This window comes from Neisseria subflava (genome assembly GCF_005221305.1).
GTDB classification, from domain to species: Bacteria; Pseudomonadota; Gammaproteobacteria; order Burkholderiales; family Neisseriaceae; genus Neisseria; species Neisseria subflava.
The window spans coordinates 40,001-55,584 of record NZ_CP039887.1; the positions used below are offsets into that span (position 1 = coordinate 40,001).

General features: G+C 49.3%; 16 protein-coding genes and 2 tRNA genes. 12 read left to right on the forward strand and 6 right to left on the reverse strand.

The genetic code is table 11. From position 1 onward, the window contains the following. Positions 1-165: 165 nt before the first annotated feature. The 5 genes from rho to FAH66_RS00215 all read left to right on the forward strand — a co-directional run bounded on the left by rho (position 166) and on the right by FAH66_RS00215 (position 4,084). A complete protein-coding gene (gene rho, locus FAH66_RS00195) occupies positions 166-1,425 on the forward strand; it encodes a transcription termination factor Rho (protein ID WP_137040073.1) in 1,260 nt (419 codons plus the stop codon). 56 nt (positions 1,426-1,481) lie between these two features. Further along, a complete protein-coding gene (locus FAH66_RS00200) occupies positions 1,482-2,840 on the forward strand; it encodes a deoxyguanosinetriphosphate triphosphohydrolase (RefSeq protein ID WP_137040075.1) in 1,359 nt (452 codons plus the stop codon). Positions 2,841-2,972: 132 nt separating this feature from the next. Continuing rightward, positions 2,973-3,049, forward strand: a tRNA-Arg gene (locus FAH66_RS00205). Positions 3,050-3,061: 12 nt separating this feature from the next. Beyond that, positions 3,062-3,136, forward strand: a tRNA-Glu gene (locus FAH66_RS00210). 390 nt (positions 3,137-3,526) lie between these two features. Beyond that, the gene (locus FAH66_RS00215; RefSeq protein WP_036472682.1) at positions 3,527-4,084 is read left to right on the forward strand and encodes a hypothetical protein; all 558 of its coding nucleotides are present in this window, start codon (positions 3,527-3,529) and stop codon (positions 4,082-4,084) included. Between the two features lie 83 nt (positions 4,085-4,167). On the opposite strand, the gene FAH66_RS00220 is transcribed toward FAH66_RS00215, so the two are convergent. From FAH66_RS00220 to FAH66_RS00230, 3 genes are all read right to left on the reverse strand, one after another. Next, entirely contained in the window at positions 4,168-5,478 is a 1,311-nt protein-coding gene (locus FAH66_RS00220; protein WP_137040077.1) for an NCS2 family permease, read from the reverse strand. 224 nt (positions 5,479-5,702) lie between these two features. Continuing rightward, a complete protein-coding gene (gene miaB / locus FAH66_RS00225) occupies positions 5,703-7,025 on the reverse strand; it encodes a tRNA (N6-isopentenyl adenosine(37)-C2)-methylthiotransferase MiaB (protein WP_137040079.1) in 1,323 nt (440 codons plus the stop codon). Positions 7,026-7,098: 73 nt separating this feature from the next. Next, a complete protein-coding gene (locus FAH66_RS00230; RefSeq protein ID WP_049329029.1) occupies positions 7,099-7,494 on the reverse strand; it encodes a hypothetical protein in 396 nt (131 codons plus the stop codon). 198 nt (positions 7,495-7,692) lie between these two features. Between FAH66_RS00230 and hemL the strand changes: the two genes are divergently transcribed. Further along, on the forward strand, positions 7,693-8,976 hold the full coding sequence (gene hemL / locus FAH66_RS00235) for a glutamate-1-semialdehyde 2,1-aminomutase (RefSeq protein ID WP_137040081.1): 1,284 nt from the start codon (positions 7,693-7,695) through the stop codon (positions 8,974-8,976). 83 nt (positions 8,977-9,059) lie between these two features. Here the strand turns inward: hemL and FAH66_RS00240 are convergent, their stop codons facing one another. Then, on the reverse strand, positions 9,060-9,524 hold the full coding sequence (locus FAH66_RS00240; RefSeq protein WP_049333908.1) for a universal stress protein: 465 nt from the start codon (positions 9,522-9,524) through the stop codon (positions 9,060-9,062). Between the two features lie 186 nt (positions 9,525-9,710). Between FAH66_RS00240 and FAH66_RS00245 the strand changes: the two genes are divergently transcribed. From FAH66_RS00245 to rpmG, 6 genes are all read left to right on the forward strand, one after another. Next, positions 9,711-10,487 carry a tRNA threonylcarbamoyladenosine dehydratase gene (locus FAH66_RS00245; RefSeq protein ID WP_137040083.1) on the forward strand — a complete coding sequence of 259 codons (777 nt, stop codon included), beginning with the start codon at positions 9,711-9,713 and terminating at the stop codon, positions 10,485-10,487. 13 nt (positions 10,488-10,500) lie between these two features. Continuing rightward, positions 10,501-10,968: a hypothetical protein gene (locus FAH66_RS00250; RefSeq protein ID WP_137040085.1), complete on the forward strand. Its 468-nt coding sequence runs from the start codon at positions 10,501-10,503 to the stop codon at positions 10,966-10,968. 92 nt (positions 10,969-11,060) lie between these two features. Beyond that, positions 11,061-11,957, forward strand: coding sequence for a segregation and condensation protein A (locus tag FAH66_RS00255; protein ID WP_137040087.1), 897 nt, complete (start codon positions 11,061-11,063; stop codon positions 11,955-11,957). 1 nt (position 11,958) lies between these two features. Further along, on the forward strand, positions 11,959-13,287 hold the full coding sequence (gene brnQ, locus FAH66_RS00260; RefSeq protein WP_137040089.1) for a branched-chain amino acid transport system II carrier protein: 1,329 nt from the start codon (positions 11,959-11,961) through the stop codon (positions 13,285-13,287). A 250-nt stretch (positions 13,288-13,537) separates the two neighbouring features. Continuing rightward, positions 13,538-13,771 carry a 50S ribosomal protein L28 gene (rpmB, locus tag FAH66_RS00270; protein ID WP_002216391.1) on the forward strand — a complete coding sequence of 78 codons (234 nt, stop codon included), beginning with the start codon at positions 13,538-13,540 and terminating at the stop codon, positions 13,769-13,771. 30 nt (positions 13,772-13,801) lie between these two features. Further along, positions 13,802-13,957, forward strand: a complete 156-nt coding sequence (gene rpmG / locus FAH66_RS00275; RefSeq protein ID WP_003684373.1) for a 50S ribosomal protein L33 — start codon at positions 13,802-13,804, stop codon at positions 13,955-13,957. Between the two features lie 223 nt (positions 13,958-14,180). On the opposite strand, the gene nqrM is transcribed toward rpmG, so the two are convergent. After that, positions 14,181-14,402, reverse strand: coding sequence for a (Na+)-NQR maturation NqrM (nqrM, locus tag FAH66_RS00280; protein WP_137040094.1), 222 nt, complete (start codon positions 14,400-14,402; stop codon positions 14,181-14,183). A gap of 17 nt (positions 14,403-14,419) precedes the next feature. Next, positions 14,420-15,487, reverse strand: coding sequence for an FAD:protein FMN transferase (locus FAH66_RS00285; RefSeq protein ID WP_137040096.1), 1,068 nt, complete (start codon positions 15,485-15,487; stop codon positions 14,420-14,422). Between the last annotated feature and the right edge of the window lie 97 nt (positions 15,488-15,584).

A 15,584-nucleotide genomic window follows, 5' to 3' on the forward strand; every position in this document is an offset into this window, starting at 1 on the left:
AGACCAAGTCACGGCTTTAGTGTTTGATTTAAAAATTTGACACCCTGCCTCCAACTGCCTAAAATTCAACTTTCTCAAAAATCTACCGTATCCTGCGGTACGATTTCATACTTTCAGACGGCCTTTGTGCCATCTCTCTGATACCATTCAAAATATATCAATACTATGCACGTTTCAGAACTCCAAACCCTCCACATTTCCAAACTCTTGGAAATGGCAGAAGAACATGGCATTGAAAACGCCAACCGTTTCCGCAAACAAGACCTCGTTTTTGCCATCGTCCGCCAGATGATGAAGCAGAATGTCAGCTTTACCTGTTCCGGTACACTCGAAATCCTGCCCGACGGCTTCGGTTTCTTGCGCAGCGCAGATACTTCTTACCTTGCCGGCCCTGATGATATTTATGTTTCGCCTACGCAAATCCGCCGCTTCAATCTGCACACCGGTGACACCATCGAAGGCAGCGTGCGCGTGCCTAAAGACAATGAGCGTTATTTCGCACTTGTCCGCCTTGATACCATCAACGGCGATCAGCCCGAAGTCTGCAAACACAAAATCCTTTTTGAAAACCTCACGCCTTTATTCCCAACCGAACAATTCAAACTCGAGCGCGACATCAAAGCCGAAGAGAATCTGACCGGCCGCGCCATCGACTTGGTTTCCCCAATTGGTAAAGGCCAACGTGCATTGTTGGTTGCGCCGCCTAAAACCGGCAAAACCGTGATGTTGCAAAACATTGCCCACGCCATTACCGCCAATTATCCCGATGTCGAGTTGATTGTCCTGTTGATTGACGAGCGTCCGGAAGAAGTGACCGAAATGAGCCGTTCTGTACGCGGCGAAGTGGTTTCCTCTACATTTGACGAGCCTGCGCAACGCCATGTACAAGTGGCCGAGATGGTGATTGAAAAAGCCAAACGCATGGTCGAACACAAAAAAGACGTGGTGATTCTGCTGGATTCGATTACCCGTTTGGCACGCGCCTACAATACCGTTGTGCCGACTTCGGGCAAAATTCTGACCGGCGGTATCGATGCCAACGCTTTGCACCGTCCGAAACGCTTTTTCGGCGCAGCGCGTAATGTGGAAGAGGGCGGTTCGCTTACCATTATTGCGACGGCACTTGTTGAAACCGGCAGCCGCATGGACGACGTGATTTACGAAGAGTTCAAAGGCACGGGTAATATGGAATTGCACCTTGACCGCCGCATGGCAGAAAAACGCCTGTTTCCGGCCATCAGCATCAATAAATCCGGTACGCGCCGCGAAGAATTGCTGGTGCCGAACGATCAGTTGCAACGTATGTGGCTCTTGCGTAAATTCCTGCATCCTATGGACGAAATCGAAGCGACCGAGTTTTTGGTGGGCAAACTCAAAGACTCTAAAAATAACGACGATTTCTTTGAATTGATGCGCGGTAAATAAGCATAAGGCCGTCTGAATATGTTTCAGACGGCCTTTACTTTGCTTGAGGAACCTTTATGACCATCCGAATGAATTGGCAAAACTTATTATCTACTCAACGTTTCCGTACTAAAAACGGCGAAATCGTGCCGACCGTTACCCCTTCGACGCAGGAAGGTGCCGATGCTTTGCGTACGGATTTTCACATTGACTACGACCGGGTTGTTTTCTCCGGAGCCTTCCGCCGTCTTGGCCGTAAAACGCAAGTGCATCCGCTGGCGCAACATGACTTGACGCACAACCGTCTGACGCACAGCGTTGAAGTTGCCAGCGTGGGCAGGAGCTTGGGCAACCGCGTGGGCGTGATGTTGCACAACGGCGGTTTTCTGCCGCAGGGCAATACGCCCAGCGATATTGGTGCCGTGGTGCAGGTTGCCTGTTTGGCGCATGATTTGGGCAATCCACCGTTTGGCCATACCGGCGAAGATGCTTTGCGCGATTGGTTCAGACGGCCTGAACATCAAATTTATCTGAACGCATTAAACGAAGCGGAACGCAACGATATTCAAACTTATGAAGGCAATGCGCATAGCCTGCGTATCGTTGCCAGCCTTGAAATGTATCCGGAGGCGGGCGGAATGCGCCTGACTGCGGCAGCCATCGGCGCATTATTGAAGTATCCGTGGACAACGCAACATCCGAACGGCAGAAAGAAATTCAATATTTATCAAACAGAGTTGCCATTTATCCGTCAAGTTGCCGACGAATTGGGGCTGGTTTCCGCAGGAATAGACAGCTGGGCGCGCCATCCTTTGTCTTATTTGATGGAGGCTGCCGATGATATTTGCTATGCCTTGCTGGACTTGGAAGATGCCGTCGAATTGGATTTGCTCACGGATACGGAAGTGGAGAGTATCTTGTCCGAGCTGACCTTTGCCGAAAGCGCATGGCACGCCAGCTCCAGTCGTCAGCGTTGCGCCATGTTGCGCGGCATTGCGATCGGCAAGGCGATTGATGATGTCGCGCAAACCTTTATGCTGCATCAGTCCGATTTGTTGGACGGAACATTCAAAGGCAAAGACTTGCTTGCCCTGTGTAGCCCGCAAGTGCAAAACACTTTGGCAAAAGCAAAAGAATTGGCTCAAACACGGATTTTCCGCCATCACACCAAGCTGTTGACCGAGATCGCCACGTTCCCATGTTTAGGCTCCATCTTGGATTTACTTGTCCCTGCCGCGTATGCCCTGATTGCTGAAAAACAGTTGGCAACACGTCAGTCTTTGGCGTTGGAATTATTGAAAAAGTACAATCCGATTCTTCCTGAAGACAGTCTGTATCAGGCCTATATGAAAATTTTGGATTTTGTCGGTGGTATGACCGATAACTCCGCCGCTAAAATGGCGCAGGATTTGTCAGGAGTAGGGATTTTACGTTAATTTTATATTTTTTAATTTCAATCAGTTAATTGAAAATATAAAAAATATCTGCGAAAAGAGTAGACAGGTTTCGGCAAAGCCTATATTATTCGATCTTCTTGATTCACAACGCACTAGCGAAGTGATAAGGATGCACCCGTAGCTCAGTTGGATAGAGTATCTGGCTACGAACCAGAGGGTCGGGCGTTCGAATCGCTCCGGGTGCGCCACAAGATTTATCCGCGCCCATCGTCTAGCGGTTAGGACATCGCCCTTTCACGGCGGTAACCGGGGTTCGATTCCCCGTGGGCGTGCCAGTTTTCAAAAAAACGCAATCTGAAACAGATTGCGTTTTTTTATTGTGTTTCTTATTTGTGTTTAAGGCCGTCTGAAACGCTCAGTAAATCCAAAGGCAGAAGTGTGTAAAATAAATTGCTCAGGCTTTTTGTTGTCTATATGCGCTTTTCAATCTCATTTTACCATTGTCAAAACCCAATTTATTGACAACAGTATTCATCTTAAAAATTCCCAAACTTGAATTTACATGATTTCATATTTATAATTTCTTGATTTCAGAAAATAAAAATATTTATTTGAACTTTTCTTGAAAAATGCCGTCTGAGATAAAGACAAGACGGAATATCTCTGTTAATGTGTAAATGTCACGGCATTTGCCGGTTTTTATTGAAACCATTTGGGAGTCAATTATGAATATGAATGTTAAATTAATCGTTCCTGCCGTTTTGGCGGCTGTTGCCCTGACTGCATGTAGCAGCGGTTCTAAAGCCAAACCTGAAACCAAAGCTGCGCCTACTGCGCAACAACAAACTCAAGCTCAGGCTCAACAAGCTCAAGCTCCAGTACCTAATACTTTGAAAGTAGACTCTATCGACGGTACTAAAGAAGTTCACTACAAATGCGGTAAAGACGGCAAAGAGCCTCTGAGCGTAATGTACGGCTTCAAAGGCAACGAAGTTGTTGCCGCTCAAGTAAAATACAAAGGTCAATTAACTGAAAACCTGTTCCGTATCACTGACAGCAGCAAAGATGTAAACGCATTTTGGGGCGGTAATGTTGCTTGGGTTGCTGAAGCAGCCACTGCAGCCAACGTAGACAAAGTTGACGGCAACATGCTGACTATCCGCGGTACTACCGAAGTAAACGGCAAACAAGAAGTGGTTGATCAAATCGTTACCCGCTTCTGCGCATTGGACAAAGGCGCGAAAGCTGCTGCTAAACCAGCTGCTAAAAAAGTGAAAAAATAATCTTTTACCGACAGCTTTAAATGCTGGGTAAAATAAAACAGGCCGTCTGAAAAGTTTTCAGACGGCCTGTTCTTTTGAGTGGTTTAACCCAAGAACCAGAATTTCAGTGCCCACAACACGGCGACGATCCATACCATAGGCGGTACGTCTTGAGTGCGGTTGCACAAGAGTTTGATGAGTGCGTAGCTGATAAAGCCGAATGCAATACCGTCGGCAATCGAGTAGGTAAACGGCATGAAGACGATGGTCAGGAATGCCGGCGTGGCTTCGGTCATGTCGTCCCAATCGATTTCGCGCGCGCTGCGCAACATTTGCGCGCCTACATAGAGCAGGGCGGGTGCGGTAGCGAATGCAGGAATGCTTTGAACCAGCGGGGAGAAAATCAGACAGGCCAGCATCAGTACGCCGACAGTAACGGCAGTCAGGCCGGTACGGCCGCCGGCAGAAACGCCTGCCGCGCTTTCAACGTAAGGGGTAGTGGAAGAAGTACCCAAGGCGGCGCCTGCGATAATGGCGGTAGAGTCGGCAAGCAGGGCGCGTTTCAAACGCGGCAGTTTGCCGTCTTGCAACAGGCCTGCGCGGTGGGAAACACCGACCAATGTGCCGGTAGAGTCAAACAGGTCAACCAGGAAGAATACAAAAATCACGCTGACCATGCTGACGGTGAACAAGCCTTTAAAGTCCATCTGCATGAAGGTTGGCGCAATGCTCGGAACTTCGCCGACCACACCTTTGAACTCGCTCAAGCCCAAGATAGTGGAGATGGCGGTCAGCGTCAGAATGGTAATGATGATGGAGCCTTTAACGCGGAAGTGGCCAAGTGCAACCACCATGACAAAGCCTGCCATTGCCAGCAGGGCGGTAGGCTGGTGGATGTCGCCCAATCCGACTAATGTGGCAGGATTGGCCACAATCACGCCTGCTCCTTTGAGCGCAATCAATGCCAAGAAGAGGCCGATGCCTGCGGCAATCGACATTTTCAAGCCCATAGGCAGGGCGTTGACCAGCATTTCGCGCACTTTAAAGAAGCTGAACAGGATGAAAATAATACCGGAGATGAAAACGGCACCCAAAGCCACACGCCAGTCCACGCCCATGCCTTTGACGACGGCAAAAGTAAAGTAAGCGTTCAAACCCATGCCCGGAGCAAGGGCGATCGGGTAGTTGCCGACAAAGCCCATCACGAAACAGCCGATGGCGGAGGCAATACAGGTGGCCACAAATACTGCGCCCATATCCATGCCGGTTTCACCCAAAATCAGGGGATTGACGATGATGATGTAGCACATGGCGAGGAAGGTTGTCACACCGGCCATAATTTCCGTGCGCACGTTGGTCTGATTGGCGTTGAGGTTGAATAATTTTTCCAAAACGCTTTGATTTGAAGAACTCATTCGAGATATTCCTTTGGGGGAAAGCCGTTTAAGGACGGCATCATCGGGTTTAACTGCCGGAAGCTCGGATTTTAGCCTTAACTTCTCAACAGATAAGGGAATTTTCGGGCGGTATTATACTGAAAAGCCTTTTGTTCGGGTAATAAAAATGAATCAGATGATACTGAGCCGAGCCAAGATAAAGGCCGTCTGAACAGTTTCAGACGGCCTTTGTTTGTGTGTACTTATACCGGTTTGCCTTTCAGGGAGAAGGTGTAGGCTTCGGTGATTTCCAAATCGATCATTTGGTTGATCATGTCGGGTGTACCGGTAAAGTTGACCACGCGGTTGTTGGCGGTACGGGCTTGCAGTTGGTCAGGGTCTTTTTTGGAGATACCTTCAACCAAGCAGCGTTGAACCGTGCCGATCATGGTTTGGTTGATGCGCGCGGTTTCGGCTTCGATGACTTCGTTCAAAGCTTCGAGGCGGCGCACTTTTTCTTCATGAGGCGTGTCATCGTGCAAGTTGGCGGCAGGCGTGCCAGGGCGCGGACTGTAAATAAAGACGAAGCTCAAGTCGAAGGCGATGTCTTTGACCAGTTTCAAGGTTTGCTCGAACTCGCGCTCGGTCTCGCCCGGGAAGCCGACGATAAAGTCGGAGCTGAGGCACAAATCAGGACGGATGGCACGCAGTTTGCGGATGATGGATTTGTATTCCAAGGTGGTGTAGCCGCGTTTCATCGCGCTCAATACGCGGTCGGAGCCGCTTTGAATCGGCAGGTGCAGGTGGGAAACCAGCTTCGGCAGGTCGCGGTAGCACTCGATAATCGCGTCGGTAAATTCGCGCGGATGGCTGGTGGTAAAGCGCAGGCGTTCGATGCCTGGGATTTCGTGGACGATGCGCAACAAAGTGGCAAAGTCGCAGATTTCGCCGTTTTCCATTTCGCCGCGATAGGCATTGACGTTTTGGCCTAAGAGGTTGATTTCTTTAACGCCTTGTTGTGCCAAACCGGCAATCTCGGTCAATACGTCGTTGAGCGGTCGGGAGAATTCTTCGCCGCGGGTATAAGGGACGACGCAATAAGAGCAGTATTTGGAACAGCCTTCCATAATGGAAATGAAAGCCGATCCACCTTCTACGCGCGCAGGCGGCAGGTGGTCGAATTTTTCGATTTCGGGGAAGGAAATATCGATTTGAGACAGGCCGGTGGTTTCTTTGTCGACGATGAGTTTGGGTAGGCGGTGCAGCGTTTGCGGACCGAAAACCACGTCCACATACGGAGCGCGTTTGACGATGTTTTCGCCTTCTTGAGAGGCAACACAGCCGGCAACGCCGATGATGAGGTCGGGATTTTTTTCTTTGAGCGGGCGTACGCGGCCCAAGTCGGAGAAGACTTTCTCTTGCGCTTTTTCACGCACGGAGCAGGTGTTGAACAAGATGATGTCGGCGTCGTCAGGTTGGGTAACCTGTTCGATACCGCCGTGTTCTTCGGCGAGGACGGACAGCATTTTTTCGCTGTCGTACTCGTTCATTTGGCACCCGAAGGTGCGGATAAATACTTTTTTCATGGTTTGTTTTGATTGATTTGCTTGTTGTAAAAGGGTTCAGACGGCCTGTGAAATACTCGGGCCGTCTGAAAAATTATTCTTCCGCCTTTTTCTGCTTTTTGGCGTGTTCGATGAACCTGTCGGCTTCGGCGTCGGTCAAAATCCAGATTTCGCGGACGAGGCGGCTTTCTTCGTTGTATTTGAACGCAACGGCTTTGCCGGTTTGATTCAGCAGGCGGCCCATCGGAATAAAACGGTCGTTTTCATCGTGGATTTTGGTGAAGCGGGTGATTTGCAGTTTGGCTGCATTGCCGTCCACAATGCCCAAGGTCAGCAGGCGCGTCCAAGAAAAACCGCCTTTGCTGACTTTCAGATAAGGCAAATCGACAGTCTTTAAAACGGCCACGTCCATATCGTCGGGCAGGCTGCGTTGTGCATGGACGAAGGAGGACGCCAAAAGGGTGAGGCTGAGTATGAATCCGCGTAACATGATGCTTTTCTTTTATTGTTTCAATAGGTCGCGGATTATAGCACAAGCAGGAAAAATGTGGATAGAGTGTTTGTTTTTAAAGAATAATTTTGATTTTGCGCCCGATTCTTATTTTGAAGCTTGGGCCGTCTGAAAAGGATTTGGTGTTAAAATGGCACCGATTTGATTTTCAGACGACCTCTTACGAAAGAATTGACCATGAACCGTAATGAAAGCTTGTTCAACCGCGCTAAAGCCATTATTCCCGGCGGCGTGAACTCTCCTGTGCGCGCATTCGGCAGCGTCGGCGGCGTGCCGCGCTTCATCAAAAAGGCAGAAGGCGCGTATGTTTGGGACGAAAACGGCACGCGTTATACCGACTATGTCGGCTCTTGGGGCCCTGCGATTGTCGGACACGCCCATCCTGAAGTCATTGAAGCCGTGCGCGAAGCAGCATTGGGCGGTTTGTCGTTTGGTGCGCCAACTGAAGGTGAAATCGTCATCGCCGAAGAAATCGCCAAAATCATGCCGTCCGTTGAGCAGCTGCGACTTGTCAGCTCCGGTACGGAAGCAACGATGACCGCCATCCGTTTGGCACGCGGTTTTACCGGCCGCGACAAAATAATCAAGTTTGAAGGCTGCTACCATGGTCATTCCGACAGCTTGTTGGTGAAAGCAGGCAGCGGTCTGCTGACGTTTGGCAACCCTTCTTCTGCAGGCGTGCCTGCCGACTTTACCAAACACACTTTGGTACTTGAATACAACAATATCGCCCAACTGGAAGAAGCCTTTGCACAAAGCGGTAATGACATCGCCTGTGTGATTTTGGAGCCTTTCGTCGGCAATATGAATCTGGTCAGGCCGTCTGAAGCCTTTGTCAAAGCCTTACGCGAATTGACTGGAAAACACGGTGCCGTGTTGATTTACGACGAAGTGATGACCGGCTTCCGCGTAGCGCTGGGCGGCGCGCAATCTTTGCACGGCATCAAACCTGATTTGACCACCATGGGCAAAGTGATCGGCGGCGGTATGCCGCTTGCCGCGTTCGGCGGACGCAAAGACATCATGGAATGTATTTCCCCGCTGGGCAGCGTGTATCAGGCAGGCACATTGTCGGGCAACCCGATTGCCGTCGCCGCCGGTTTGAAAACGCTGGAAATCATTCAGCGCGAAGGCTTCTATGAGAACCTGACTGCCTTGACCCAACGCCTCGCCAACGGTATTGCCGATGCGGCTAAAGCACATGGCGTTGAATTTACGGCGGACAGCGTGGGCGGCATGTTTGGTTTGTATTTTGCCAGCCATACGCCGCAAAACTATGCCGACATGGCGTGTTCCAATATCGACGGTTTCAAACATTTCTTCCACGGTATGCTCGACCGCAATGTCGCATTCGGCCCGTCAGCTTACGAAGCTGGTTTTGTTTCCGCCGCGCATACGCCTGAGCTGATTGACGAAACCATTGCTGTGGCACACGAAGTGTTCAAAGAAATGGCAAAATAAAAGTTGAAGCTGTAATGTGAAATGAAAAAAGGCCGTCTGAAAAATATTCAGACGGCCTTTCGCTATTTTAAATAAATGCTTGATTATGCTTCTTCGGCTTTGCTGCGGATAATCAGCAGCGGCAGGTGGCTTTGACGCATGACGGTCTCAGCGAAGCTGCCCATCAGTAGGTGCATCAGGCCGGTGCGGCCGTGTGTGCCGAGTACCAGCAGGTCTGCGCCGTTGTTGTCGGCGTAGTCAACCAAGTCTTGCGCCATTTCGCGCGCGCCTTTGTTGGCAACCAACAGGTGTTTCACGATGTTTTCAACGCCGTTTTCGCGCGCTGTTTTTTCTGCGAAATCCAAAACTTCGTTACCTTGAGCCACTGCGGCGGCTTCATAGCTTTCGTGTTGCAGGAATTCAGGAGCCAAAGCCATGTATTCGGCAGGGTTGGCAACGTGAACCAAAGTCAGTTGGGCTTTGTTGAGGCTTGCCAGTTCGGCGGCGTGTTTCAATGCATTGAGGGAAGTCTCGCTACCGTCAACGGCTACAACCAGATGTTTGTACATATTTATTCTCCTTTTGCGCCGAGTAGCGGCACTTTCGTTTAATATGAAATCAGAACTTGTCTGAATGTGAAACGATTATAAACTCTTTCGGGCGGGTACAACAGCCCATCTGCTTTCAAGTATAATGTCAGTCCGATTCGCCTGTGGCGTTTTTCATTAATTTATTGATATATCACAAGGTTACTTATGCAGGACGCCGCTTTTCTTTCTTCGCGCCGCTTTGGCGGCATTGCCAGACTTTACGGAGACGAAGCACTGGCGCGCTTTTCGCGTGCGCATGTGTGCGTGGTCGGCGTCGGCGGCGTCGGCTCGTGGGCGGTGGAGGCTTTGGCGAGGAGCGGTATCGGTCGTTTAACGCTGATTGATTTGGACAACGTTGCCGAGTCCAATGTCAACCGCCAGTTGCACGCTTTGACCGATGATTTCGGTAAGGCAAAAGTTACTGCTTTGCGCGAACGCATCGCCCAAATCAATCCGCAATGCGAAGTGACGGAAATCGAAGATTTTGTTACCGAAGACAATCTGGACGAGCTTTTCAGACGGCCTTTTGATTTCGTTATCGACGCCATCGACCAAATCTGTGTCAAAGCGGCTATGGCGGCGTATTTCGTGCAACATAAACAACCGTTTATTATTAGCGGCGGCGCGGGCGGACAGAAAAATCCGGCTTTGATTCAAACCGCCGATTTGAGCCGCGTTACCCACGATCCGCTGCTTTCCAACTTGCGCTATACCCTGCGCAAACGCTACGGCTTCAGCCGCGATACCAAAGAAAAAATGCGCGTACCTTGCGTTTATTCAACCGAGAATATTACGCCGCCGCAATCCGGCGAAGCGTGTTCGACCGATGCCGCGCCGCAAGGTTTGTCCTGCGCGGGCTACGGCGCGAGTATGCTGGTAACGGCTTCGTTTGGATTGTATTGTGCGCAGGCGGCGATGGAGCATATCGCGGGGCGGAAGTGAGGGGTAGAGGAAGATGGTTAAGAGCCGATTTTTCAAAGCCTATTTTATTGCCAGTCTGATTTATGCGGTATGGTTCGGCGTATTGATGTATGCTGTCGATCCGATGTTTCTTGATGTGATGGAATGCGATACGCTGCCGGGCGATTATTTGTGTGTGCAAAGCGGTTATGACCGCCCATTCACCACTTTTCTTTATCCGTTTCTGTCCGTCGTGATATTCAGCCTGTTGCACGCCGGTATTATGAAATGGCGCAAACGCCGTTCGGTTAAAATGATTTGGTTTTTGGTCGGCTGCGAAAGTTTGCTGCTGTTGGCTTTGATAGTGGCGATGCTTGCGAGGGATGGTTTTGTATTGTCCCAAGATGTTGGCTCGGTACTGGCGGGTACGGTTTTCGCCAGTCTGCCGCTGTTGGGTATGTCCTTGGCCCAGACCTTTGCCGTCGCCATTGTTTCTTTGCAAATCAATCGTAAAAAACGCTGATTTTTATATTTAAAACGGGTTGTCCTTGTTTCAGACGGCCTGTTGTTGATGAAACTTCTTACTAAACTTCAAAAGAAAAAGACCCTTTAACCATGCCTTCAGAACACCTTATTTCTTCCACTGCCGCAACGCCGTCTGAACATACCGTTGCGTGGGTGTTCGGTCAGCCTGTTACCGATGTGCCGCAGGATTTGTTTATTCCGCCTGATGCGTTGAAGGTGGTATTGAGCAGCTTCCAAGGGCCGTTGGATTTGCTGCTGTACCTTATCCGCAAGCAAAATATCGATGTCCTTGATATTCCGATGGTAAAGATTACCGAGCAGTATCTGCACTATATTGCTCAAATGGAAGCGTATCAGTTTGATTTGGCAGCGGAATACCTGCTGATGGCGGCGATGTTGATTGAAATTAAATCGCGCCTGCTTCTGCCGCGTCCTGAAGAAGTTGAGGATGAAGAGGCGGATCCGCGTGCCGAATTGGTGCGCCGTCTGTTGGCTTACGAGCAGATGAAACTGGCGGCTCAGGGTTTGGATGCGTTACCGCGTGCCGGACGTGATTTTGCTTGGGCGTATCTGCCGTTGGAAATTGCGGTCGAAGCGAAGTTGCCGGAAGTGTACGTTGCCGATTTGACGCAGGCTTGGTTGGGTATTTTGTCGCGTGCCAAGCATACGCGCAGTCATGAAGTGGTGCGGGAAACCATATCTGTGCGCGCGCAGATGACGGCGATTTTGCGTTGCTTGAACGAAAGCGGTATCAGCAAGTTTAGCGATTTGTTTAAGCCGGAGCAGGGTGCGACATATGTGGTGGTCAATTTTATTGCATTGCTGGAATTGGCTAAAGAAGGCTTGGTGCGTATCGTGCAGCCTGAAAATTATGGTGAAATCGAAATCAGCCTGAAAGACGGTTTGGAAACAAATGAAGCCGAAATGCTTTCAGACGGCCTTGAAGCCGATGAAACCGATAACGAAAATTTGAATAAAGAGAACTAAAATGGATTCGACGACAAGTCATAACAAAGCTTCTTTATGGGCGGTAGGCTTAATGCTGTTTGCCCTGTTTTTTGGGGCGGGGAACCTGATTTTTCCTGCTTTTTTGGGACAGCAGGCCGGTGATAACTGGCTTTCGGCCATGTTTGGCTTTTTGCTGACGGGCGCGGGTTTGCCATTGTTGGGCGTGATTGCCGTCGGCTATTCTGGCTCGCGCGATGTGGAGGCATTGGCCTCCCGTGTTGCGCCTTGGTACGGCGTGACTTTTGCCACCGCGCTCTATCTGGCAATCGGACCTCTGTTTGCCATGCCGCGTACGGCGACAGTGTCTTTTGAAACCGCGATTTCCCCTTTTATTGATGAATCTTGGAAAAACATCGCATTGGCCGTATTCAGCCTGGTGTTTTTCGGCATTACTTATTGGCTGTCGATTTCTCCGGGGAAGCTGGTTGACCGTATCGGTAAAATCCTCACGCCTGTTTTGTTGTTATCAATTGCGATATTGGTCGGCTATGCCGCTATTAATCCGATGGGTGTGCCGCAGGCGGCGCAAGGCGATTTTGCTACTCATCCGTTGGTTAAAGGCATTTTGGAAGGCTACGGCACAATGGACGCGCTGGCTTCGCTGGTGTTTGCCATTATCGTCATCGATGCTGTTCGCGCCATGGGCGTGGACAACCGTGCAGACTTGCTGAAGACCACGACGATTTCCGGTGTGTTGGCGGCTTCTTGTTTGGCAGTGGTTTACCTGTTTATCGGTTATATGGGCGCGACAGGTGTGGCCGGTATCGGCTTGCAGGAAAACGGCGCGTCGGTTTTGTCTAAAACTGCACAGCACTATTTCGGTACGGCCGGTATTGTGTTGCTTGGTGTCATGGTGCTGCTTGCCTGTCTGAGTACGGCGGTTGGCTTGATTACTTCATGCGCCGAATATTTCAATCGTCTCTGCCCGGGCATTTCTTATAAAACCTTTGTGATACTGAATACGGTGGTGTCTATCCTGTTGGCCAACAAAGGCCTGTCAGCGATTTTGCAGTTTTCCATCCCTATGTTGATGCTGTTGTATCCGCTGACCATCGTCATCATTCTGCTGGCTTTGACGGATAAATTGTTTGGCGGCGGCCGTATTGTCTATTTCTGCACCATGATGGCGGCCCTTGTGGTCGGTTTATTCGACGCCTATAAGGCCGCGTTTGGATTTAATGCTGACACCACTGCTGCCATCGAGCGCGCATTGCCGTTTTACAATATCGGTTTAGGGTGGGTTGTTCCCTCTTTAGCCTGCTTTATACTCGGCTGCATTTTGAATGCGGCGTTGAAGAAAAAAGCATGATGACAAACAGGCCGTCTGAAATGTTCAGACGGCCTGTTTATTTCGCCAACTACGCAAACGACAGATGATTTTTTTAAAGAAATCCATTATAATTGAAAAATTAAGGCTTTGCGAAATACCGTTTCGCAGATGCAACATATTGAGAAGATTTATTTCCACAAATCCCGTTTTTTCAGCAAACGACTTGAACTGAAGGCGGATTTCGTGGTATAAATCGCGTTTTACTATTTTAGAAGTTTGGAGACTAACCATGGCACGAGTTTGCAAAGTGACCGGTAAGCGCCCGATGTCTGGCAATAACGTATCACACGCCAACAACAAAACCAAACGTCGTTTTTTGCCTAACTTGCAATCACGTCGTTTCTGGGTAGAAAGTGAAAACCGCTGGGTTCGCCTGCGCGTTTCTAACGCTGCATTGCGCACCATCGATAAAGTAGGCATTGATGTCGTATTGGCTGATTTGCGTGCTCGCGGCGAAGCTTAATTTAAACACCATTAATTAAGGATTACTGCAATGCGCGATAAAATCAAACTGGAGTCCAGCGCTGGTACTGGTCACTTCTACACAACTACTAAAAACAAACGTACTATGCCTGGCAAACTGGAAATCAAAAAATTTGACCCAGTAGCCCGTAAACACGTTATTTACAAAGAAACTAAATTGAAATAATCCGGTTTCTTCCAAGAAAAGCTCCTGTTTTGCAGGAGCTTTTCTTTTTGTTTCCCGATTGGTTTGGGGCTTATTTCAAATGTGTATGCAAGATATTTTTGAATTGCTTTATAAGAGGCAAAATAAAAGAGCGTGTATCCATTGGGATTGCGCTCTTTTATTTTTCAGACGGCCTGATAGGGGATAAGCGGTCTTAAATCATGAGTAAACATTCACCAATGACTTAATGATCGACCTTGATGTCTTGATTGTCGGAATGTTGTTTTTTATCCAGCTCTTTTTGCAAGGTATCGCATGGCGTATCGCAATCGCACATTTTCTTCATACCGAGAGAGGAAATGCCGCCGCAGCTGCCTTTGATGGTGCGTTTGGAGAAAATATAGCCGACTGCCATGCCGAGGATGACAAGGATAAAGATACCGAAAGTAAGGAGGAGGGTTTTCATGTGTGTATTCCTGAAGGTTAGTTTAATAATTTTTTGAATGCGCTGGACATTTCAGTATGGTAGCCGCCTTGCGGAGTTCGGATGATAAGGAAAACGGCGAGATTTTCTTGCTCGGCAAGTTTAAGTGCTTCGGTTTCTCCGAGGACGAATAAGCCGGTTGAAAGGCCGTCTGCAAGTGTGGCGTTTTCAGCTACTACGCTGATGGAAGCAAGGTTGTGGCTGATGGGTTGTTTGGTTTTAGGGTTGATGATATGGGAAAGGCGGCGGCCTGACTTATCGACATGGAAAATGCGGTAGTCGCCGGACGTGGCCAGTGATTTATTGTTCAATGGAATAGTGATTTGGGTGGCACCGCCTTGAACAATATTGGGCTGCTCGATGCCGATACGCCAAGGGTTGCCTTGCGCATTGTGGCCTTTGCCATGCAACTCGCCTCCGATTTCTACCAAATAATTGCCGATATTGAGTTTTTCAAGTTCGGCGGCGGTTTTATCCACGCCAAAGCCTTTGGCGATGGAGGATAGGTCTAAATAGACTTCGGGATGGGTTTTCACCAGTGTAGGCTGCTGCCCATCTTGGGAAAGTTTGAGTTTGTCCGTACCGACCATTTCTGAAGCATGTTGGATTTCTTGTACAGTCGGTTCGTGTGTGATTTCTTTTTGCGGGCCGAATCCCCAAAGGTTGACCAAAGGGCCGACGGTTACGTCCAGTGCGCCGTGCGTCAGTTTGTTTAAACGCAAGGCTTCGCCGGTTACATAGGCAAAGTCTTGGGAAATGGGCATGGCCTGATTGACGGTGCGTAACTGGTTGAATTGGCTGATTTCGGAATCGGTCTGGTAGGTAGACATTTGCCGATTGACTTCTTTAAGCGCGTCATCAATGCGTTTTTGGATTTCGGCAGGGGAGGGGAGTTTGTCTTGGCCGTCTGAAAGATATTTGACGGTATAGGTCGTGCCCATGGTCTCGCCTTGCAGGGTAATGGTTTGTTGTTTTTCAGGTTGGCAGGCAGAGAGTGTAAGTGCAGAAACGATGGCAACGGTACAACCGATTATTGGACGGTAAAACGAATTGGGAAGAAACGACATAAGGGATTTGCGGATTATTTTTTGAAACCTTTATTGTATCGTAAAAGAAAGGTTCAGGCCGTCTGAAAGTATGGTTTTCAGACGGCCTGGCAATAAA